Annotated in this window: 16 protein-coding genes and 1 tRNA gene; 3 read left to right on the top strand and 14 right to left on the bottom strand. The window is 46.0% G+C overall.

Translation table 11 applies throughout. The annotated features are described in order from the left end of the window. Window positions 1–260: 260 nt before the first annotated feature. From yihA to MHB46_RS20830, 8 genes are all read right to left on the bottom strand, one after another. The gene (gene yihA / locus MHB46_RS20865; protein WP_061828820.1) at window positions 261–872 is read right to left on the bottom strand and encodes a ribosome biogenesis GTP-binding protein YihA/YsxC; all 612 of its coding nucleotides are present in this window, start codon (window positions 870–872) and stop codon (window positions 261–263) included. A gap of 18 nt (window positions 873–890) precedes the next feature. Further along, window positions 891–3,227 carry an endopeptidase La gene (lon, locus tag MHB46_RS20860; protein WP_341163289.1) on the bottom strand — a complete coding sequence of 779 codons (2,337 nt, stop codon included), beginning with the start codon at window positions 3,225–3,227 and terminating at the stop codon, window positions 891–893. Window positions 3,228–3,337: 110 nt separating this feature from the next. Beyond that, complete coding sequence (gene lonB / locus MHB46_RS20855) at window positions 3,338–5,065, bottom strand: ATP-dependent protease LonB (RefSeq protein WP_061828822.1); 1,728 nt, start codon at window positions 5,063–5,065, stop codon at window positions 3,338–3,340. A 215-nt stretch (window positions 5,066–5,280) separates the two neighbouring features. Beyond that, window positions 5,281–6,399, bottom strand: coding sequence for a flavodoxin-dependent (E)-4-hydroxy-3-methylbut-2-enyl-diphosphate synthase (gene ispG / locus MHB46_RS20850; RefSeq protein ID WP_025718670.1), 1,119 nt, complete (start codon window positions 6,397–6,399; stop codon window positions 5,281–5,283). A 110-nt stretch (window positions 6,400–6,509) separates the two neighbouring features. Further along, a complete protein-coding gene (gene clpX / locus MHB46_RS20845) occupies window positions 6,510–7,766 on the bottom strand; it encodes an ATP-dependent protease ATP-binding subunit ClpX (protein ID WP_013311623.1) in 1,257 nt (418 codons plus the stop codon). 12 nt (window positions 7,767–7,778) lie between these two features. Continuing rightward, window positions 7,779–8,369 (bottom strand): ATP-dependent Clp endopeptidase proteolytic subunit ClpP, encoded by a 591-nt coding sequence (gene clpP / locus MHB46_RS20840; RefSeq protein WP_016324659.1) that lies wholly within the window; start codon window positions 8,367–8,369, stop codon window positions 7,779–7,781. Window positions 8,370–8,779: 410 nt separating this feature from the next. Further along, window positions 8,780–10,093: a trigger factor gene (gene tig / locus MHB46_RS20835; protein ID WP_341163288.1), complete on the bottom strand. Its 1,314-nt coding sequence runs from the start codon at window positions 10,091–10,093 to the stop codon at window positions 8,780–8,782. Window positions 10,094–10,236: 143 nt separating this feature from the next. Continuing rightward, window positions 10,237–11,145 carry a hypothetical protein gene (locus tag MHB46_RS20830; RefSeq protein WP_013311626.1) on the bottom strand — a complete coding sequence of 303 codons (909 nt, stop codon included), beginning with the start codon at window positions 11,143–11,145 and terminating at the stop codon, window positions 10,237–10,239. A gap of 257 nt (window positions 11,146–11,402) precedes the next feature. Between MHB46_RS20830 and MHB46_RS20825 the strand changes: the two genes are divergently transcribed. Next, a tRNA-Arg gene (locus tag MHB46_RS20825) sits at window positions 11,403–11,476 on the top strand. Between the two features lie 405 nt (window positions 11,477–11,881). Continuing rightward, complete coding sequence (locus MHB46_RS20820) at window positions 11,882–12,646, top strand: exodeoxyribonuclease III (RefSeq protein WP_279834219.1); 765 nt, start codon at window positions 11,882–11,884, stop codon at window positions 12,644–12,646. A gap of 87 nt (window positions 12,647–12,733) precedes the next feature. Here MHB46_RS20820 and MHB46_RS20815 read toward each other — a convergent pair whose 3' ends face one another. From MHB46_RS20815 to MHB46_RS20795, 5 genes are all read right to left on the bottom strand, one after another. Continuing rightward, window positions 12,734–15,967 (bottom strand): cellobiose phosphorylase, encoded by a 3,234-nt coding sequence (locus tag MHB46_RS20815; RefSeq protein ID WP_341163287.1) that lies wholly within the window; start codon window positions 15,965–15,967, stop codon window positions 12,734–12,736. An 18-nt stretch (window positions 15,968–15,985) separates the two neighbouring features. Continuing rightward, window positions 15,986–17,332, bottom strand: a complete 1,347-nt coding sequence (locus tag MHB46_RS20810; RefSeq protein ID WP_341163286.1) for a GH1 family beta-glucosidase — start codon at window positions 17,330–17,332, stop codon at window positions 15,986–15,988. Between the two features lie 23 nt (window positions 17,333–17,355). Then, complete coding sequence (locus tag MHB46_RS20805) at window positions 17,356–18,174, bottom strand: carbohydrate ABC transporter permease (protein WP_103050151.1); 819 nt, start codon at window positions 18,172–18,174, stop codon at window positions 17,356–17,358. Continuing rightward, window positions 18,174–19,067 (bottom strand): carbohydrate ABC transporter permease, encoded by an 894-nt coding sequence (locus MHB46_RS20800; RefSeq protein WP_103050150.1) that lies wholly within the window; start codon window positions 19,065–19,067, stop codon window positions 18,174–18,176. The genes MHB46_RS20805 and MHB46_RS20800 overlap by 1 nt, the downstream gene beginning before the upstream one ends. Window positions 19,068–19,140: 73 nt before the next feature. Next, window positions 19,141–20,469: an ABC transporter substrate-binding protein gene (locus MHB46_RS20795; RefSeq protein ID WP_341163285.1), complete on the bottom strand. Its 1,329-nt coding sequence runs from the start codon at window positions 20,467–20,469 to the stop codon at window positions 19,141–19,143. Between the two features lie 284 nt (window positions 20,470–20,753). On the opposite strand from MHB46_RS20795, the gene MHB46_RS20790 reads away from it, so the two are divergent. Beyond that, window positions 20,754–21,794 carry a LacI family DNA-binding transcriptional regulator gene (locus MHB46_RS20790; RefSeq protein ID WP_341163284.1) on the top strand — a complete coding sequence of 347 codons (1,041 nt, stop codon included), beginning with the start codon at window positions 20,754–20,756 and terminating at the stop codon, window positions 21,792–21,794. Window positions 21,795–21,879: 85 nt separating this feature from the next. Here MHB46_RS20790 and glpK read toward each other — a convergent pair whose 3' ends face one another. Beyond that, the gene (gene glpK, locus MHB46_RS20785; RefSeq protein WP_165179216.1) at window positions 21,880–23,373 is read right to left on the bottom strand and encodes a glycerol kinase GlpK; all 1,494 of its coding nucleotides are present in this window, start codon (window positions 23,371–23,373) and stop codon (window positions 21,880–21,882) included. Window positions 23,374–23,397 lie beyond the last annotated feature (24 nt).

Below are 23,397 nucleotides of genomic sequence, written 5' to 3'. Positions count from 1 at the left end.
TAAGTTTAAGCTTTATGCTTTATTATACATCAGACCTACAACGCTTTTCTTGCACATCAAATCATAAATTTCCGCCATACATCGGAAATAAACGGAAAATGATAGGGTTGAGACTGCATTATACCCCATATCCTCACTCTTCTACTTAAATTCCACGAGTTCCTTTAGTTATTATATATTATTCCCACCATTTTAGTGAGTTTAATATTTTGTGAAGCCCGAATCATGAAAAAAGGACGCCCTCAAGGACGTCCCTAACCTTACAATTCCGTCTGCTCTTCGTCGTCATTCTCTATATAGCTGGAGATGACAGACCACAGCTCTTCTTTGCCCATACCTTCTTCGGATGAAAAGGGGATAAACAATCCCCCGGGAAGTATTCCGAGTTCCTGCTTGATTACCTTATAATGCTTTTCTCGCCGCGTTTTAGGGATTTTATCTGCCTTAGTGCCTACAACGCAGACTGGAAGCCCGTGATGGCGCAGCCAATCGTGCATCATGATATCGTCCTTGGACGGCGGATGACGCAAATCCACCATTTGAAGCACCAGCTTAAGTGGCTCACGCTCCAGCAAATAAGACTCAATCATCTGCCCCCAAGCCTTGCGAGACGTTTTGGATACCTTGGCATAACCATAACCGGGAAAATCGACAAAATAGAGGTCATCATTAATCCGGTAATAATTGAGTTGCTGGGTTTTACCTGGCGTAGAACTGGTACGCGCCAAATTTTTACGGTTAATCAACCGATTAATCAGTGAAGACTTTCCTACATTGGAGCGCCCCGCCAGAGCAATCTCTGGCAAAGCGTCCACAGGAAACTGATCGGGGCCAACCGCACTTATTATAAATTCTGCTTTTGTTACTTTCATTGTGTTCTTAATTCCTCTCTAATGTACCCTTGCCTGCTCAACCAAAGCATGCTTTAGCACCTGATCCATATGGGCAACGGGGACAAATTCAACATCCTGCCGGATACTGTCGGGAATATCCTTCAAATCCCGTTCATTATCTTTGGGAAGCAGAATTTTTTTGTAGCCTGCCCGATGGGCAGCCAGCGACTTCTCTTTCAAACCACCAATCGGCAATACTCGGCCGCGCAAAGTAATTTCGCCTGTCATAGCTACATCCTTGGATACATGACGGTTGGTCAAAGCTGAAATTAATGCGGTAGCAATAGTAATTCCCGCAGATGGGCCATCCTTCGGAATCGCACCCTCAGGAATATGAATGTGGATATCATTTTTCTCATAAAAGTCCAGTTCAATGCCCAGATCAACTGCTTTGGAACGAGTGTAGCTGAATGCCGCCTGGGCAGATTCCTTCATAACGTCTCCCAGTTTACCCGTAAGAATCAGTTTACCACTACCAGGTACGACCGTCACTTCAATCATCAGTGTTTCACCACCGACCTCTGTCCATGCCAAGCCTGTAACCGTACCGATCTGATCCTCCAGTTCTGCAACACCGTAACGGAATTTAGCGATACCCAAATAATCCTTCAGATTATCCGGTGTGATTTGAATCGGCCCTTCGCCACCAGATACAACGGACTTCGCCGCCTTGCGGCACAGAGAAGCCATTTGCTGTTCCAGATTCCGCACACCGGATTCACGGGTATATTCACGAATGACACGCAGGAGCGTATCCTCCCCGATGACCAACTGTTCCTCGTTCAAGCCATGCTCTCTCTTCTGCTTGGGCAATAGGTACCGATTGGCGATTTCCAGCTTTTCCAGTTCGGTGTAGCCTGGAATATAGAGTGTCTCCATACGTTCCATTAGCGGACGCGGGATGTTGTGTGCAGCATTGGCTGTCGTTACAAACATTACATTGGACAGATCAAACGGCAGCTCGACAAAATGGTCGCTGAACGTATTGTTTTGTTCAGGATCAAGCACTTCGAGCAATGCCGCCGATGGATCCCCCCGAAAATCGGAAGCCATTTTATCAATCTCATCCAGCAAAAATACCGGATTAGACGTTCCTGCGGTCTTCATCCCTTGAATGATCCGCCCCGGCATCGCGCCAACATAAGTCCGGCGGTGACCACGGATTTCCGCTTCATCCCGCACACCTCCGAGAGAAATGCGGACAAATTCCCGACCCATGGATTTGGCAATCGAACGGGCCAACGAGGTCTTGCCGACCCCTGGCGGGCCTACGAGACACAGAATCGGTCCCTTAATGGTCTTCACCAGCTTGCGCACAGCCAAATACTCCAATACACGTTCCTTCGGTTTATCGAGTCCGTAGTGGTCGTTATTGAGTACCTCTTCAGCTTTGACGATATCCAGATCATCATCGGTAAACTTGTTCCACGGCAAGCTTAACAACCAATCAACATAATTACGGATGACGCCACCCTCGGCAGAGCTTGCCGGCATTTTTTCCAGACGATCGATTTCCTTTTCGACCTTCTCCTTCACCGGAACAGGTAACTCCAGTTCACTTAGCTGGTTGCGCAGTTCTTCAACTTCTCCTGCGCGGCCTTCCTTCTCGCCAAGTTCCTTTTGAATCGCCTTCATTTGTTCACGCAGATAATACTCCTTCTGCGTCTTCTCCATTTGCTTCTTCACACGCTGGTTGATTTTACGTTCCAGCTCCAGTACTTCACGCTCATTGTTCAAAATATCCAGAAGCTTCTCCAGACGCTGAGTAACGTCGACCGTCTCCAGTATATCCTGCTTTTCCTTAATTTTAAGCGTCAGATGACTTGTAATCACGTCTGCAAGCCGCCCCGGCTCTTCAATATCGGATACCGCAGCGAGAGTCTCCGGTGTTACCTTTTTGGACAAGTTGATATAATGCTCGAACTGAGTTAATACAGTGCGCATAAGCGCATCCGTCTCAGGCTGTACGTTTTCTGCCTCGTGCAGCTCCTTCGCCATTACCTCGTAATATTCTTCATTGTCCGTATATTGAATAATCTCGGCGCGTTCCAGCCCTTCCACCAATACTCGAATGGTTCCATTAGGAAGCTTGAGCATCTGGCGTACCTTGGCTACCGTGCCGACTCGAAAGATGTCCTCTTGTGTAGGTTCTTCAATATTTACTTCTGATTGAGAACACAGGAGAATCAAATTGTCTTCAACCATCGCTTTTTCCAAAGCCTTGACCGATTTTTCCCGGCCCACATCGAGATGCAGAACCATGCTCGGGTAGACCAGAAGTCCTCTTAAAGGCAGCAAAGGAAAACGACGACCTTTTGTCTTGGTGGGTCCCATTGCTTTCGCACCTCCAGTGATTCTCAGGTTCCGGATTTTACAATCCTCACGTTGTTATCTTTCATATTTTATCAAATGTTTTATGAAAAAACCAATGAAAGGGTGGTTCATCAGCAAGATCCTGTATCTGATATCGTCCCGTTATGCGTTCCATCAGCCTGTAACAAGGAAGATTGGGATGGGCGAAAAGTCTCAATTGGCGCATGCACAGGCAAATCTGACGTCATCTCTTCCCCAAACACATGTCGGAACACTTCGGTAACTGACTGTACAGGAATGACTTTTAAACCCTCAATACCGTCAAAAAGAGCTTGCCAGTTGTCCTGCGGAATGATCACCTTTTTAGCTCCAGCCTGAAAAGCGGCTTCAACCTTGGCTAATACACCACCAATCGGTTTGACACGACCATGGATGCTAACTTCGCCAGTCATAGCAATTTCATGATCCACCGGAATTCCCCGCATCGCGGAAGCAATAGCTGTTGCCATTGCAATTCCTGCGGACGGGCCATCTACTGGCGTACCCCCAGGGAAATTGATATGCAAATCGTAATTCGATGGAGACAATCCGAGCGTACGCAAAACGGTTAGAACATTTTCCACAGAACCTTTAGCCATGCTCTTACGGCGCAGCGTGCGGGACCCACCTCCAATTTCTTCCTCATCCACGACCCCCGTAATATTATAAATTCCCTTTCCCTCAGGAACCGGAACTGCTGTAACTTCAATTTCCAGCAGCATCCCCATGTTCGGGCCATATACAGCTAATCCGTTAACGAATCCGATTTGCGGCAAGCCCGGTATTTTTCGGTCAGGACGTGGTTGAATTTGACTGCTGCCCGCTACCCATTCCACGTCGGAAGCATTGAGACGCTCCCTTTTCTCGGTAAGTGCCAAACCAGCAGCCAGCTGGATCATATTGACCGCTTCCCGACCGTTCGTTGCGTAACGCTGTACAACTTCTACCGCCTCAGGGCAAGGGCCAAAGCCTAGCTTGTGGACAGCATCCTCTGCAATACGAGCAATCTCTTGTGGCTGCAAGGCACGGAAATAAATCTCCATGCACCGGGAGCGAATCGCAGGTGGCAGTTCATGCGGCGAACGGGTCGTCGCACCTACCAAACGAAAATCGGCTGGCAAACCGTTTTGGAAAATATCGTGGATATAAGCAGGAGTGTTCGAATCTTCCGAGTTGTAATACGCACTCTCCAAAAATACCTTGCGATCCTCCAGTACTTTCAACAGTTTATTCATCTGCGTTGGATGCAGCTCACCAATCTCATCAATGAACAGCATACCCCCATGCGCCTTCGTCACAGCTCCGGGCTTAGGCTGCGGGATTCCCGCCACCCCCATCGCTCCTGCCCCTTGATAGATTGGATCATGCACTGAACCTATCAGCGGGTCCGCAATACCGCGCTCGTCAAAGCGGGCCGTCGTAGCATCAATCTCCGTGAATTTGGCATCTCCCTTGAACGGGGAGGACAGATTCTTCTTAGCCTCTTCCAGCACCACGCGTGCAGCAGCCGTCTTCCCTACACCCGGCGGGCCATAAATAATGACATGCTGCGGATTCGCACTACATAACGCTGCCTTGAGTGCGCGCAGTCCGTCCTTCTGACCCACGATATCCTGTAATGTGGCAGGACGTGTGCGTTCAGCCAACGGCTTTGTAAGTGAAATAGAGCGCAACTTGCGCAGCTTATCCAATTCCTTGCGGGATTCCCGATCCACCGCACTACGGTTCGTTTTCTGGCTCCGCAGGAGGTTCCAGAAATACAGACCAATTACAATCCCGAAAAACATTTGCACCAATAACAAAATCATAGTCAAGTCCATCGTATTTCCTCCGTTTCTCATCTCAGCAATTTGAAAAATGCCACTCTATGAAAAACAGTATTTCCTTTTCCGCGATAGCTAAACGGCGGTCTTTCAAAAGATCAGAGAGAAATACAAAAACGCCGTGAAGAACAGTTCTGTAGCAGAGCTGCTCTCCACGGCGTTTAAATGATGACAATAGATTATGACTATGCCTCTTTATATAACTGCTTTGCCTACACCTTCTCGGCGGTATGACGTTCTTCACGTCCAGGGATTTTCCCTGTTTCCTCATAAGCCTTGACGATGATATCAATTTCTTTTTTCAATTCGTCGACCATATCAGCCTCTGGTACTTTGCGAATCATTTTTCCATAACGGAACAAAAGGCCTTCACCGCGTGCCCCAGCAATTCCGATATCAGCTTCCTTCGCTTCACCCGGGCCATTTACTGCACAACCCAGTACTGATACTTTAATCGGTACCTTGAGTTTTGCAATGTAGTCCTCCACCTCGTTGGCAATAGAGAACAGATCTATATCCAGACGTCCACACGTCGGACAAGAAATCAGTGTAGCTGCGTTTGTGATCAATCCAAATGTCTTGAGCAACTCACGTGCTACCTTCACTTCTTCCACCGGATCAGCACTGAGCGAAATACGCATTGTAGAGCCGATGCCTGAGGCCAGCAAAGCGCCCATACCTGCCGCGCTTTTAACCGTACCAGTAAAGAGCGTACCCGCTTCGGTAATACCCAGATGGAGCGGGTACTTAATAATTTCAGCGGCCTTCGTATAAGCTGCAATCGCCATAGGAACGTCAGACGCTTTCAGTGACACAATAATGTCATGGAAATCAAGTTCTTCCAGTATCCCGATATGATACAGTGCGCTTTCTACCATCGCTTCTGGCGTAGGGTAGCCATACTTATCAAGTAAATGCTGTTCCAATGATCCGGCGTTCACACCAATCCGAATCGGAATCCCTTTTTCCTTACATGCCTTCACGACAGCTTCCACTTTTTCACGTCGTCCAATGTTACCTGGATTAATGCGAACCTTATCAATTCCATTTTCAATTGCCAGTAGAGCCAGCTTGTGATTAAAGTGAATATCTGCAACCAACGGAATATGAATCCGTTTTTTTATTTCCTTAATGGCTGCGGCAGCTTCCTCATTGTTGACGGTAACCCGCACCAGTTGACATCCAGCTTCTTCCAAGCGAAGAATCTCGGCTACAGTCGCTTCCACATCTGCTGTTTTGGTTGTACACATACTTTGGATGATGACTTCATTGCTGCCGCCAATCGTCAGATTCCCGACTTTAACGGGACGTGTGTCTTGTCTTAAGAACATGTACTTTTCTCTCCCATTAACGCCAAACCTCCACCCCTTAAAACCTCATACAGGTTTAGTGAAGTGGAGATCCGGCTTCTCATGTTTTAGAGATCGCGAAGTATCAATCCTTAGGCGCTCTCTTCTTGTTTTTTATCCTTATCTGTACCACCGAGTTCCGGTGCAATTTTGTCTTTTACAACCTGCTCATTGATGACGCAAGTAGTCACATCCTCACGGGAAGGAACCTCATACATTACGTCCAGCATAATACCTTCGATGATCGCACGAAGGCCACGGGCACCCGTGTTACGCTTGATCGCTTCACGAGCAATGGCTTCCAGAGCATCTTGCTTAAACTCCAGTTGCACATTATCCAGTTCAAGCAGCTTCTGGTATTGCTTGGTTAACGCATTTTTCGGTTCGGACAGAATACGAACCAATGTGTTCTCATCAAGCGGCTCCAGCGTAGAAATTACTGGCAAGCGTCCTACAAATTCCGGAATCAGGCCGAATTTCAAAAGATCCTCAGGCAATACCATTGAAGTATATTCGCCTGGTTTCAGATCTTTTTGTTCGCTAGTAGCGTTGAAGCCGATAACCTTTTTACCGATACGGCGTTTGATCATTTGCTCCAGACCATCAAAGGCACCACCGCAAATGAACAGGATATTCGTGGTGTCAATTTGAATGAACTCTTGATGTGGATGCTTGCGACCGCCTTGCGGAGGTACAGAAGCAACTGTGCCTTCCAAAATCTTAAGCAACGCCTGCTGTACACCTTCACCCGATACGTCACGCGTAATGGACGGGTTTTCGGATTTGCGGGCTACTTTATCAATTTCGTCAATGTAGATAATGCCGCGTTCGGCTTTTTCCACATCATAATCGGCAGCTTGAATCAGTTTCAACAAAATATTTTCAACGTCTTCACCCACATAACCTGCTTCCGTAAGGGAAGTGGCATCTGCGATAGCAAAAGGAACGTTCAAAATTTTAGCCATGGTTTGCGCAAGCAACGTTTTACCCGAACCAGTAGGTCCAAGCATCAAAATGTTACTTTTTTGCAGTTCCACATCATCAATTTTGTTTTGAGTATTAATACGTTTGTAGTGATTATATACCGCTACAGACAACGATTTTTTCGCTTGATCCTGACCAATGACATATTGGTCCAGAATGTCACGGATTTGCATTGGTTTCGGAATGTCTTTCAGATCTACTTCTTCTTCATGACCCAATTCCTCTTCTACAATCTCCGTGCACAACTCAATGCATTCGTCACATATATATACGCCCGGTCCAGCAACAAGCTTGCGAACCTGATCCTGAGATTTACCGCAGAAAGAACATTTCAATTGTCCTTTTTCATCATTAAATTTAAACATAGAGCCACCCCTTTACAGATTAATCGGTTTAGACAGCACCTGGTCAATGATACCGTATGCTTTTGCCTCTTCCGCTTCCATGAAGAAATCCCGGTCAGTATCACGTTCGATTTTTTCGAGGGGCTGACCCGTACGCTCTACATAGATTTGATTCAGCTTAGCACGTGTTTTGATAATCCAGTCCGCATGAATCAGCATATCGGAGGCTTGCCCTTGAATGCCACCGAGCGGCTGATGGATCATGACTTCACTGTTGGTAAGCGCGTATCTCTTGCCTGGCGCACCCGCTGTGAGCAGCAACGAACCCATACTTGCAGCCATGCCTACACAGATCGTCGATACGTCCGGCTTAATGAATTGCATTGTATCATATATACCCATGCCCGCAGTTACAGAACCGCCTGGCGAGTTAATGTACAAATTAATATCCTTCTCTGGATCTTCCGCAGAAAGGAACAATAACTGTGCAATGACGAGATTGGCGACATCGTCATCAATCGGGCCACTTAGGAAAATAATACGATCCTTAAGCAACCGCGAGTAAATATCGTAAGATCGTTCTCCTCGATTCGTTTGTTCCACAACCATAGGGACGAGACTCATCACGACCAACCTCTTTTCTTTATTAAAATGAACACCTGTATTCATCCGCTTCCTTATGTCTCATTAAAACGGAAGCAGCAAGCATGAAACGTGAACACCTTACAAAATATTTTAACATGTTCAGAGTCTCGTGTCATATTTGCATGCGCTCATATATGCAGTGCGGGCTGTTTAAAGTACACTCTGCCGAGACCTTCTCATATTTAACCATGTTTCGTATGTATGTGCAAATATACGGTAGTGACTTATGTAAAACAAAAAACACGACTCACAGCACTTTCCATAAACGACTAAAATTTGGGTTACCAAAGGTAAAAATAAGGCACGTAACTTTCACTACGTGCCTTATCCCTATCTAATTGCTACGTTGCAGCTTGTTACAGCATACTCCGTATATTTTATCGTCTGAATTATTCAGCAGCTTCAACTGGCGCTTCTACTTCTTTGCTGTTTTCCACCAACAAAGCAATCGTTTTGCGCAGTGAAATTTCTTCTTTCAGGTTAGCGAACGAGCCGTTACCTTCCAGAATGCTGCGGATTTCCTCAACTGAACGTTTGTAAGCTTCAGCCATGTTTTTCAGTTCTTCATCAATTTCCGCTTCGGAAACTTCGATGTTTTCTGCTTTAGCCACTTGCTCCAGCACGAGGTTGTTACGTACGCGCTTCTCAGCATCAGCTTTCATTTGCTCTTCCAGGTCTTCCTTGCTTTGACCAGAGAATCCGAGGAACATTTCAAGGTTCATACCTTGGCTACGCAAACGGTTGTCGAAATCGCGAACCATGTTTTGCACTTCGCTCTTCACCATTGCTTCAGGAATGTCGATTGTTGCATTCTCAGCAACTTTCTCTACTACAGCACCCTCGCGGGCTGCTTTAGCTTCGTTTTCCTTACGATCCAACAATTGCTTTTTCAAGTCTTCCTTGAATTCAGCCAGTGTGTCAAATTCGCTTACATCTTTAGCAAATTCATCGTCCAGTTCAGGAAGAACTTTGCGTTTCAGTTCGTGAACCTTCACTTTGAATACCGCTTGTTTGCCAGCGAGGTCAGCAGAATGGTAGTTCTCAGGGAACGTTACTTCAACGTCCTTGGAATCGCCAGTGTGCAAACCAACCACTTGCTCTTCAAAACCAGGGATAAATGTGTTAGAGCCCAGTTCCAAAGAATACTTCTCAGCTTGTCCGCCTTCGAATGGTACACCATCCACGGAACCGTCGAAGTCAATAATAGCTGTATCACCGGATTGAGCAGCATCTTCATCAACGACAACCAATTCAGCATGACGTTGTTGCAGGCGCTCCAGTTCTTGAGCCAGTTCTTCGTCGCTTACTTCGAGTTTGCTTACAGGCACTTCTACGCCTTTGTAATCGCCCAAAGTCACTTCAGGTTTAACAATAACCTTTGCTTTGAATTTGAAAGATTCGCCTTTAGCAAATTGATCAATTTCAACGTCAGGGCTGTCAACCGGGAAGATGTCTGTTTGCTCTACAGCTTGGCTGTAAGCTTCTGGCAACAGGATGTCAATTGCATCCTGGTACAGACTTTCAATACCATAGCGTTTTTCAAAGATAGGACGTGGTACTTTACCTTTACGGAATCCTGGTACACTTACTTGTTTTGCCACTTTATTAAAAGCTTTGTCGAGTGCAGCGGCTACACGATCCGCGTCAACCTCAACTTCAAGAACCCCAAGGTTCTTCTCTATTTTCTCCCAAGTTGCTTTCATTTTATGCTTTCCCCTCCAACAAAATCTTCACTTAGTTTTCATTACAATCAACGCACACAAAATAACCACTATAGTATATCTAACATTACTGTCTTTTTCAAGAGCAGCCCTTTGAATGCTTCACAGGTAAACGTTTCCGGTCATTAAGGAGTGTTCATTCCCGCCGCTACGAATAGTCGCATCGACCGATACGCCTGCTCAAAACGGAAGCGCAGCGCATCTGTAATACCATATATAGCACGGGTTTCTTCCTCATTATTATTTCCGTTCAAACTTTCCGAAACTGTCTGATGGAGTGCTGCAGCCCAAATATCCGGCATTCCGTCCTCTTCCACCAACATTGATCTATAATCTTTTGTACCGTATACCGCCATCACAAACTGTGACCACAACTCCTGTGCAAAATAGAATAGTGTAGGCTCGTGCACCTCAGTTTGATCGGCCACCCGTTCCAAAATACGCATAATAGACTCTGGAAAATCACCTGGCTGTAACGGAACCGTTTCAATGTCGATTTCCGCTTGTTCATCACCCCGTCTGATTTCTATCGTCCCTTCCATTCCGCGTCGTCGCATTGTCTGTAGAACACGGAATTGAAGTAAGGGATGGATTTCCCGTTCCGTAATCCAGCGAAGCAAGGCATCGTCGATTTCTGGCAGTTCCAGATAGGACAACTGCTCCAACGCTAAAATCGTCTGTTCGGATAAGGGTTCATCCATAGCCATCCGCAACAGCTTGTTGCCGTAGCCTGCATCCTGCTCCTGCTTAAAGCGTGCATGACGGCGAGCTAACTCTACTTCACTGACCTCTTCTTCCACAGCGTCCGTTACCGCCCCGCTGTCAGCGTACTGTGGAAATGCAGCCTCCAGCCATTGTAATAGAGCGTTCCATTCATCGTATTGCTTCTGCTCCTGTCCCTGACACTGCATTAAAAAACGCAGCATCGCCATCGCCTCTCCGTAACGTTCGTTTTCAAGCATCACAGTAAGTTGAATTTGATAATAGTCCAGTGTCTTCGGAAACAATACAATATTATTTTCTTTTGTCGTCACCTTGGAGTCCTTTATTCAAGGCACCCCCTCTCCTTCGCAAGCTCAAGTATTTGTAGATTATATGAGAAACAGTAGCCGAAGTCCAACCACTCGTCTTACACATATTCACCTGTATTCTAACATACCCTTTTATAAGGCAAAAAAAACTACGTCTACTCAGAATTTATGCTGTATAAAGCCTAAATAAGCGATATATGCAAAATAAGACTTGAATTTCTTTTATCCATATGATATATTAATATTCGCTTGAATTTTATGTCCCAGTAGCTCAGCTGGATAGAGCAACGGCCTTCTAAGCCGTCGGTCGGGGGTTCGAATCCCTCCTGGGACGTCATAACAAGAAGCCTCCATAATGGAGGCTTTTTTTGTTCTCATGAGATAAACCACGGGGGAACGTCGGGTCATCGGTATCGTTAGCCTATACTTCGCAGCCGACCATAGGGAGAGTATCTCTCTTAATAAATTACACCAAAAATAGCTTCCGCAAGGGAGCTTTTTTTCATTATAAATAATGTAGAAAGATTAGTCTGCCCATCACTACTTTAGGCGCTGGTTTCAAGTCTCTACTCTTTCAAAAAAACGCAGAAATTGCTATCATCTATCATGTTGCACCATTTCAGGACCATTTTGATGAAAAACCTATGAAATCCAGCTAGAAGACATTTATAAGCTTATGTCAACAAAGGATATACAAATCACATCGCTTGACCGCGTGAATTAGCAAGGAGATTAACAAATGAAATTAATATCTTGGAATGTAAACGGCTTAAGAGCCTGTGTGACCAAAGGATTTTATACTTATCTAGAAGAAACAAATGCCGATATTTTTTGCGTACAGGAAACCAAGCTTCAAGAAGGGCAGATCCTCATGGAGAACATGGAGGAATACACACAATACTGGAATTATGCTGAGAAAAAAGGATATTCCGGCACGGCTATTTTCACCAAAATCAAGCCGCTTTCTGTGCACTATGGCCTTGAAGAAAATGAAGAACCGGAGGGCCGAACCATTACTTTGGAATTCGAAAAATTTTATCTCGTCAATGTGTACACACCAAATACCAAACGGGACTTATCCCGACTGCCCTACAGACTGGAATGGGAAGACCGTTTTCGCAGCTACCTGCAACAACTGGATGCTTTGAAGCCTGTCATCGTTTGTGGAGACTTGAACGTAGCTCATCAGGAGATCGACCTCAAAAATGCCAAAGCTAACTACGGAAATGCCGGATTTACGCCTGAGGAACGGGAACGCATGTCACAGCTGCTAGACGCCGGATTTATAGATACCTTCAGATACTTTTATCCTGACCGGACGGATGTTTATTCCTGGTGGTCCTACATGCTAAAGGTGAGAGAAAGGAATATCGGCTGGCGGATTGATTACTTCCTCGTCTCGGAGAGACTTCGTCCGCTATTGATGGATGCGAGCATTGATTGTCATATTACAGGCAGTGACCACTGTCCTGTGATATTGGAGTTGCAAGATATTTCAGCATAGCCCCCCCCTGCCTGGCACAAGGATTTATGAAGTCTTAAAAAGCCGTCATGCTCTGTTATTGCAGCATGACGGCTTTAATTAATGGAGCTATTTCCCCAAATATACCTCGATACGGGAAATCAACCGCTCTCTCACATCTTGCGCCTCTTTTTGATCTAATACAGCCTGGCTTATCGTCTTCTTTTCGCCACTGGCGTAATGCAGTACATACTGGGTCACTATGCATTCCGGTGCATAAGTATCCTTGCGATCCGTATTAAAATAAGTCACCTGGCAGCTTCCGAGAAAACAGAAAGATAGCTCACCTGTAGCTGTGAACAGCCAGCCTGGCAGCTTGGGCTCCAGTCTCAAGGATAGGCCCCTATGATCATAGCCAAACGGTTGCCCGCCGGTCATCATCCATATCCACATATGAATAAATTCTGCCGTAGATCCGCTCAGCCTCGCAATATATCCCGTTCCATGCAAACTTGCATCAGGATTAGCAATACTAGCAATAAAGGAGCTGTTCTCCAGCGTGCTTCTTCCGTAGACCTCTGGGTCCATAAAAGGCGGTAACGCTTTTTTAATGTCTGAAAAAAATTCAGTGTATAGACCCGCCCTTAAACACTCAAGTAAATATTTATATTCCATATGCATAAATATAGATTCATTTTCTAGCCAACCCGGCGTAAAAGCTCTGGAACGACCGAGTTCAAACGGCTGCCCCGCCAGACTTTCATTCACCTTATACATACCCAGCTTCCTGTCGTAAAGCCCGCTCTGCCTGATTTGCCGATATAGCTCCTGCCCATTTACAATGTCGCCAACCACTTTCATAGCCCGGGTCGGTCCCTCTAGAAAATATGGTGTATCCTTACGTTCGAAGGAATGTATGTTTACGAGCTTGCCCCCGCAGTCATCCTCCTGTACCTCGAATTCTCTGGCTTCGTAATAAAAGAAAGTTGGGTATATCCCCCCACCGATAAGCAGAGCCTTATCCATCCCCTGCTGGAGTTTACGTTCAGCCTGGCGCAAAAACACCAGTACATTTTCAAACGCTAGTGGTGTTTCTGTTCCTTCAAATCCAAAATGAACTGTTTCTCGATACGCTTCCCTAGCATCCGAAATTCGTGACCAGAAGCTGTAATCCTTGCTTTCATCCCTGCAATCAGCCTCATCAGAAGCGTGGTAGTATTCCTCCATTGAGAGCCTCAGCTGTTGGATCAACTTAGCAACTTCTCGCGGCAACCGTAGCACAGAATCGCCCGAAAGCTTCACCTGTGTATTTATTAAAAATCTTACGAGTCTCTGTAATTCACACAGTTCACTGAATCCAGAAGCAAACAGCCCCGGAAGTCCGTTCATGGAATCATTCCATCCCGGCTTGCCCGCCTCCATCTCAATTCCCAAGCCCTCCGGGTCCAGCGTGGACAGCTTGATGGCTGCTAATGACAGCAGCTTTTCATATAAATTTGACTTATAAATCTCTCCGCTTCCATGTTCGGTTCGAACCCAATGAACATCGCGATCCCGGGCGTGCAGCTGAGCTTCTTTCTCCTTGCTCTCTACGACCGCCCCGTACTGACGGATACGTCCGTCCTTCATCTGCACGTATTTGTTTCGACGTGGCTGTACCCATGCCGGACTGTCGTAATACATGTACTCTCGGGTCGTTAGCAAGAGTTCCTCTTGTTTGTCTGGATAGATACTTAGATAACTTTCGATTAGATCCATGTTATATGTCCAATGGTCGATCCAGAAACCTTCACCAAAATCAGCCTCATAGCATTGTTCGGAATGCTTGAGAGCTTCGGTTACAAACGTCTCAACCGTTTGCTTTAGCGCGATGTTGTCATGAATGATATGTTGAATCAGCTCACCCGGGGTGAACGACGATTGAAAAAAAGCACGCAAAGACGAATGATCTGCCACCTCCACCTGTCCCAGCAACGGTTCCAGCTCTCGTATTTGAAAGCTACACCCCTTTACAACAAGCGGATTATAGCCGTCCGGCTGAATCAGGCTCATAAACAAACGGATATTGAAATCTCCTATGCCGGGGTTAAACCACACATCATTTCTCCGGTTCTGGTTTGCATCGCGAAAATTACCATTTCCTTGAGAATAATATCCCGCCTGGAGCTTAAAGAAATTATAGTCCCGTTCCAGATCCCCATGCTTGCGTGAAAATACATGATATACAAATGGTTGCTCAGTGCCGTTGTCCAGCAGCAATGGATAACCACCACGTAACAGGTTATCCAGATAGTTCTGACGGCAGTATTCGTCAAATAACGGAATGGATGTCCACGTTGCCATTTCATCCGTCAACTCCTCGATCAACGCTTTGGCTTCCTCCGCCTTCCGCTCGATATAAGGCATGGTTGCGATTTCCGTAATCCGTTCATTGATAGAGTGAATATCATTCACATGCCCGATGATCGTACAGTGATTGACGGCAGTACCTACTGCTAGTCGTGCTGTGTAGCCGCTAAACCCACAAGGCACTTTATTCGTCGTCACAGGCTGCTGTGAAACCAAGTCTTCGACGCGTGTTTGGATAAAGCGATCCGGGAAGGTCAGTGCCGTATTTTCACCAAATATTACGGACGGATCGACAATTGGACTCAATAGCCTGGTCTTGCCCTCCTCCTCCACAAAGCTGTACATAAAATGTCCCGCTTCAATTTGATGAATCTCACTTGTATCTGCTGTACTTCCACGTACCTTATAGTAAGGAATGCTATTGTTGAGATTATACACATCCATCCAGCTTTTCAGTGTATGTCCAAGCTCCTTGTATGCCGCATTATCAATACCGAAGGGCAGTACGGCAGGCATGCCGTCCAGCACCTCCAGTTCAAGCTCTTGAGCGGAATGATTGACAATCTCCACCTTGCGCACCAAAGCAGCGTAACTTTCATGAGGAAGTGTGAAATATTGCACACGCACCTCAAGCCCTGTGTCTGGATTAGAGCTGTGTATTTCCAGCATATGGCGGGATATCAGCATTTTTTGCTGTTCACGCTCCACAGGATGCACAGCCGAAAATGGCTCCACATAGCTCCACTCCCCCTGCATCTTCACCTTTAAAAACGTTCGAAAGCCATGTATCGGCACGAGACTATAGCTGCGGTTGGCCGGAAAAAACTCCATGATTGCTCCATTCTTATCCTCCACACCAAAGCTCGCAATTCCTTGTCCACGATTAACATAATACGCCCACAGAGGAATTCCCTGAACACCAGCAATACCGGGTAGAAAACTGGAAAAGGGCTTAGCCTGCGCATAATTCTCAATCACAAAACGTCCTTGATCGTCAAAATAATACTGCTGCATCGTGCACCCCTTTTCTATTTAAAACCCGTTATTCGCCATCACTTGCTTGAACCACAGCGCACTTTGTTTGGGTGTCCGTTCCTGCGTGTCGTAATTGATGTGTATAATACCAAAACGTTTGCTGTATCCCCAGGCCCATTCAAAGTTATCGAGGAATGACCAGACAAAATAGCCCTTAAGATGACCTCCCTCCCCAATAAAGCGATGGCATGCCTTTAAATGTTCCTCAATGTAATACTGACGTCCAATGTCCTCAATCTTTCCATTCACCAGTTCGTCCTTCATCGCTGCTCCGTTTTCCGTAATCAGGATGGGTAATCCCTTGGAAAAATCCTTCTCAATCCGCGTTAGCAGCTTATAAAAGGATTCAGGGTGAATCTCCCATCCCATATCCGTTACCGGTTCCTCTATGGAAACCTGCTCGACCTGAAGCAACGAAGCGTCTGTAGTCGCTCGAATGATACTGCGGGCGTAGTAGTTGATGCCTAAAAAATCCCCTGGCTGCTGAATCAGCTCCATATCACCAGGCTGTACAAAATCCAATCCATTCAAGTGCGCCCCGTACCATTCCACCATATCCTCAGGGTATTTCCCGTTAAACAATGGTTCGGCAAACCATCGATTAATAAAACCATCCCGCCGGACAGCAGCGGCTACATCTTCGGGGTGTTCAGAGGCTGCATCGACATGCTCCATGTTCAGCGTAATACCGATGTTGCCCGTCAGGCCCTTTTCCTTGTGTAAGTTCATGGCTATCCCGTGACACATCAGAATATGATGAGCGGCAGCAAAGGCTTCCCTCCAGTTCTCATGGCCGGGGGCATGCTCTCCTGTGCCATAGCCCAAAATAGAGGCGCAGTAGGGCTCATTTATCGTATTCCACCAGCTTATACGCTGTCCAAATCGATCCAAGATTACAGAAGCATACGTTTTAAAATGTTGGATAATCTCTCGCTGCGTCCAACCGCCTTCGTCCTCAATCCACTGCGGTAGATCCCAATGATACAGCGTCAGCATTGGAATTAGCCCGGCCGACTCAATCTCATCCAGCAGACGCTCATAGAAGAGCAACCCCTGTTCGTTAACCACGCCGGGTGCGGGAATAATGCGCGGCCAGGCCACGGAAAAACGGTAATGTAAAAAGCCAAGTTGCTTCATTAATTGCACGTCTTCCTTAAAGCGGTGAAAATGGTCACAAGCCACATCTCCGCAGTCCCCTCCTATCACCTTCCCGGGTGCTCGACAGAAAGTATCCCAAATAGAAGGCGTTCTTCCTTCCTCATCCACGCCACCTTCAATTTGATAAGAAGAGGTCGAAGTTCCCCACATAAACGTGGTGGGGAATGTATAGGTATTCTCACTCATACTTGGTATCATCCTTTCAGGAATCAAGACTTCACAGCTCCGGCCATTGCACCGCCGACAATAAAGCGCTGGAGGAAAATATACAAAATAACGAGCGGTAGTGTAACAATCAGAATGCCGCAAGCGAGCAGCGGCCAGTTGTTCATGTATTGTCCGTAGAAGGAGAACAATCCCTTGGTCACTGGCTGATAAGCAGGATCAGACAAATAAATAGTAGGACCTATAATGTCGTTCCACGCCCCAATCGCTGTCAAAATAATGCCTGTCGCCAACACCGGCTTCATCAGCGGGACAAGAATTGTAAACAAATATCGTGAATATCCGCACCCGTCCATGGCAGCCGCTTCATCCAGCTCTCGGGAGACAGACTTGATATACCCCACAAACATCAGAAAAGCGATGCCGGTACCTGTTGTTTTCAGCAAAATAAAACCAAGCTGGGTATTGTAAAGTCCCAGGCTATTAATGAGAGCAAATTGCGGAATCAGCGGATTCGGGAGATACATGGATATCAGGAAAAACACATAAAAGAAGGTGCTGTACTTAACGTATCCCCGCGCCAGCGGAAAAGCCGCAAACACGGATATAATCAGTGTTAATAACGTAGATACACCTGTATACAAAATGCTGTTCCACATATATTGAGAGAAGTTTCCTTTTTCCCAAGCATCCATGAAATTCTCCAAGCGTATACTCTTGGCTAGAGCTACAGGGTCCATCAGATACTCACTTTGAGTCTTCATCGATACATTAAAAAGGTAGAAAAGCGGGAACACATACAACGAAAGCATGAGCAGTACGATAATGTAGCTCAGTATTTTGGCTCCTTTGGTACTGCTCATTACATTTCCACCTCTCTTCTACGTAAGTAATACAGGGCAATCATAGATACCGTAAACACGAACACGAACTGGATCATAGCAACTGCGGAAGCAAGGCCGTAATCTGACGTCCCAGTACCAAAGGCAGTTGCATATACATCAAACGCAAGTGTCGTCGTGTTGAATTTACCACCTGTCAGCACATAAATAATGTCAAAGGTCTGCAATGCGCCGATAATGGACAGCAGCATATTGACGGTAAAGGAAGGCGCAATCATCGGAAAAGTAATATTTTTGAACGCTTTCCATCCAGAGGCACCGTCCATATACCCTGCTTCGTATAAGTCACTGGGGATAGATTGGAGTCCGGCTAAGAAAATAGTCATCGAGTAACCCATGTACATCCAAATTTGCACAAAAATAATTAACTCAAATGCAATATCGTAATCCCCGAAGAAGTTGGAGCTGGTTCCAAAAAAGTTCATCAAGGCTTGCGCAGGACCCCCAAGCGGATTGGCAAGCAGTTGCCAGATCAGGCCGGATACCGTTACCCCGAGCACAACCGGCAGGAAAAATACAGAGCGATACAACATATCCCCTTTGAGCTTTTTATTAATAAGGATGGCCATGAACAGCCCTACTGCGTTTTGAATCACAACCACCGCTACGGCAAAATATAAGGAACGGCCAATGGAAGCGATGCGATCTCCAGAGTCGGAGGAGGTGAAAAAGGTCGTGTAATTCTCGAATCCGATAAAATGCCACGTCTGCCCCGGAACCCCGGTAGCATCTGTAAAGGAAAAAAGCACGGTTACCATAGAGGGTCCAAAACCAAGAAGCAAATAGAGCAGCACCGGAATACTCAGCAAAAGATAGGGCATTATCCGGGCCGCACCCTTTCCGAAGGGATACATGGGTCTCACACCTTTTTACATTATTATGGGAGCTTTGCAGTTGCCCATTTGTTCTCCTGTAAAATCTATAGATTTATTTAGGGGCTGCCGCATCCCAGTCTGCCTGAGATTTCTGGGCAAGCTCCAAAGGCGTCTTTAACGGACCGGCAGGCGCCAAAAATTCCGCATGTACGCTGGCTTCCTTAATGTACTGTCCAACATTCTTACGATTGATAAACAGCTGATCCCAAGAGAGCTTGAAGTTTTCCAGTGAAGGCTGGATTTCATTAACAAAGTCGCTGCTTATCTTCACATCAGACTGTGTTGGCAAAAATCCAGCAGCGTTCACGAAATCGGTATAGTTCTGCTTCTCGGAGAGCATTTCAAGCCATTTGATCGCATAATCCTTGTTTGGCGATTTTTCCAATACCAGCCAGGTCATATCGTACTTGCCTGCAAGGTTTTTATTTTTGGCTGGATCGTTACTGCCCGGAATCGGGAAATAACCAAATTTCAGCTCTGGATTGGCTGTCTGGATCGTAGTTGCATCCCACGTACCATCCGCAATCATAGCTACACGCCCTGAAGCAAACAAACTTGGCAAGGTTCCATAGTCAATCCCCATAAATCCACCAATGGCGTTGTTCATCAAAACTTGTGTTTTTTCCAGCACTTCAAGCTGGGCGGGGTCTGTCAGCTTCGTCTTACCTGTCCACAGCCCTTTGATATACTCCAGCTGATCATCATGGATAGAGGCTTGAAGTCCTTGGACAGCAAGGTTAATAGGCCATACATCCTTACCGCCAAAACCAAGCGGCTCTACGCCATTATCCTTAAGTACCTTCATCACATTCACCAGTTCGTCCCATGTCGTCGGCACAGTAAGATTATATTTTTCAAAAATCTCTTTGTTGTAAAACAGACCTGTCAGGGCCACCTTTCCCATGTTTACGCCGTATACTTTGTCGTTATAGGTCATGGCATTTTTGACATCTGTAGGATTATAGTTTTTGATAAAAGCTTGATCCGACAGATCTGCAATGAGTCCTCCCTCAATCCACTGCTTCCACATCGGATCAGCAGCTCCCTTAGACCATTCCTGCGGTGCGCCTACGAAGCTGAATTTCAGAGGAATAATGTCTGCATCACCGGTCGAACCAGCATTCATACGCGTTTGCATCAGTTGATCATAAGTTGAATCAGCAGGAACCGTCGTATACTCCACCTGAACATCGGGATACTTCTCTTCAAACTTTTTATTAAATTCCTTAATATAGTTATTAATATTTTCCTGCTGCCAATGAATAATCTTTAACGTGACCTTTTTATTCCCGTTCTGTCCAGCTTCACCACCTTTGCCGCAAGCGGCCAACACCACTATTAAAGCGGTTACAATAAGTAAAGAAAAACACTTTTTCAGCATTGCAAAATTCCCCCTGTACTCTTAGAATAAATGCATTTACTTTCACGAAAGCGGTTTAGTTAATTACAGCTACTATTATGTATCGGATAGCCTGTATTTGTAAATAGAGAATTGTAAATTATCAAATAAAACATAAATCACCGTTATTACTCCTTAAAATATTAGGCAACATCCTTTATTCACACTGTTGACTCACTTCTATGAGGTAGCATAGAATACGAGTAATCATTAAGTTTGAAAAGAAAAGTCAATTTAACTAAATCAGTTTAGTTACGGAGGATTCCATGAATATAAAAACAATAGCTAACATGGCAGGCGTTTCAGTGGCAACGGTTTCGAAAATCATTAACAATTACACAGACATCAGTGAGGAAACCCGACAGCGGGTACTTAAAATCATGGAGGAAACAGGCTATAGACCCTCCTCCTCGGCTAAAACGCTTGCTACCAAAAAATCTAACCTGGTAGGCGTTATATTTGCTGGCAAGCTGAATGTTGATTTTAGTCATCCCTTTTTTGTAGATATCATTAATGTCTTCAAAAAACAGATTGGCTTGCTCGGTTACGATCTGCTATTTTTCTCAAATGAGAAATTTCTGGATAATGGAGAGGACTATTTGGCTCGCTCGAAATATTTTTCAGTGGACGGGTGCATTATTATTGCTGGAGATGAAGTGGAGAAGAGTGTTTTTGATCTCGATGCCAGCCCTATCCCCTGCATCGGTGTCGATATTGAGCTAACCGGAGCTAGTTCCTGCTACATTATGTCTGACAATCAGAAGATTTCAATGAAGGTTGTTGAGCACTTTTACATGAATGGATACCGCGAAATGGGTTTTATAGGCATTGAACGCCCCTCCTTAGTTATTAAAGAGAGAGAGGATGCCTTTATCGCTTCACTAAAACGGTTTAGTCTTGATGTTAGACCTGAATGGGTCGTGTATGGTAAGGACTACGCGGCAGAAGATGGATACCAGGTCGCGAAGGCGTGGATACAGCAAGGAAATTTACCAAAAGCTATTTTTGCAGCTACCGACCTGCTTGCTTTTGGTGCCGTACGTGCTTTCAAGGAAAGCGGCTTGAGGGTACCCGAGGATATTGCTGTGGTGGGATGTGATGATATAGAAGCCTGTCGTTATACCGAACCTCCACTGACGACTGTAAAACAAGACAAGCAAAAAATAGGCCGTCTAGCCGCTATGGTGCTGTTTGACCTGATGAATAAACAAATGGATACGAAATGTATTAAAGTAGAACCGGAACTAGTCATTCGTAGCTCCTGCGGAGCCCGGCAACATTGGAACCATACGAAGGTCAAGAGTTAGCATATGCCTTAAAAAAGATGACTCCTGATAAATTCAGAAGTCATCTTTTTGCAGTTTAATATTCATAGACCCATCGCTTAATCTATTACTTGTAGGCCATCGTCGCATTCACAGCCTTTTTCCAGCCTTTATACAAGCTTTCACGTGTTGCTTCATCCATATTCGGGGCAAAAGAGGTTTCCACTCTCACCCGCTTGCGAAGTTCATCCGTACTCTTCCAATATCCAATAGCCAAACCTGCCAGACATGCAGCTCCCAGTGCCGTCGTCTCATGGATAACTGGCCGCTCCACTGTTGCATCCAAAATATCGCTCTGGAATTGCATCAGAAAATTGTTCAATACAGCTCCTCCATCCACCCGCAGCAATTTCACTGCAATACCTGAATCAATCTCCATGGCTGTAAGCACATCCTTGGTCTGATAAGCGAGTGACTCCAATGTGGCGCGGATAAAATGCTCCTTCGTGGTCCCGCGTGTCAAACCGAACATCGCTCCGCGCACCTCGCTATCCCAGTAGGGGCTGCCCAGTCCGACAAAAGCGGGGACAAGATACACTCCTTCCGTAGACGAAACACGGGCGGCATAAGGCTCACTGTCCTTCGCTTCACGGAACATACGCAGCCCGTCTCGCAGCCACTGGATCGCCGACCCCGCTACAAACACACTCCCCTCAAGTGCGTATTGCACTTTGCCTTCCTCCAGTCCCCAAGCGATGGTCGTAATCAGGCCGTGCTTGGATTCCACTGGTTGATCCCCCGTATTCATCAGCATGAAGCAGCCTGTGCCGTAAGTGTTTTTGATCATCCCTTTTTCGTAACATGCCTGACCAAACAAGGCTGCCTGCTGGTCACCTGCTGCACCAGCGATCGGTACATTCTGACCAAAGAAATGATAATCCACAGTGTGCGCATATACCTCGGAAGAAGGTCTTACCTCAGGTAGCATGATTTTCGGAACACCCAGAATGTCCAGCAGCTCTTCGTCCCACTTTAGTTCATAAATGTTGTACATCAGCGTCCTGGCTGCATTGGAGTAGTCCGTTACATGTGCCGTTCCGCCGGATAGTTTCCAGATCAGCCACGAGTCAATCGTACCGAATAACAGGTCACCTCGTTCTGCCTTTTCCCGCGCGCCCTCCACATGGTCCAGTATCCACTTTACTTTAGTGCCTGAAAAATACGGGTCGATCAACAGGCCTGTTTTGCTGTGAAATAGCTCCTCGTGCCCTTGCCGCTTCAATTCTTCACAGATGTCCGAGGTTTGGCGTGATTGCCATACGAGTACGTTATACACGGGCACTCCTGTATTTTTGTCCCATACAGCCACCGATTCTCGCTGATTGGTAATGCCGATGGCAGCCACTTGATTTGCTTTTACACCGGATTCGGAAAGACAGGAGGCAATGACCCCGAGAATAGAGCTCCAGATTTCATTCGCATTCTGCTCTACCCAGCCCGGATGAGGAAAATACTGCGGAAATTCTCGCTGAGCCGAGTACACTACATCTCCTTCGCTATTGAACAAAATTGCTCTTGAGCTTGTCGTTCCCTGATCTAGTGACAAAATATATTTTCCCATTGTTCATCTCTCCCCGTGTAAATC

This window comes from Paenibacillus sp. FSL H7-0703, assembly GCF_038003485.1.
Classification (GTDB): domain Bacteria; phylum Bacillota; class Bacilli; order Paenibacillales; family Paenibacillaceae; genus Paenibacillus; species Paenibacillus polymyxa_B.
Note: the sequence above shows the minus strand (reverse complement) of the source record. Positions and strands in the feature narration are given on the sequence as shown.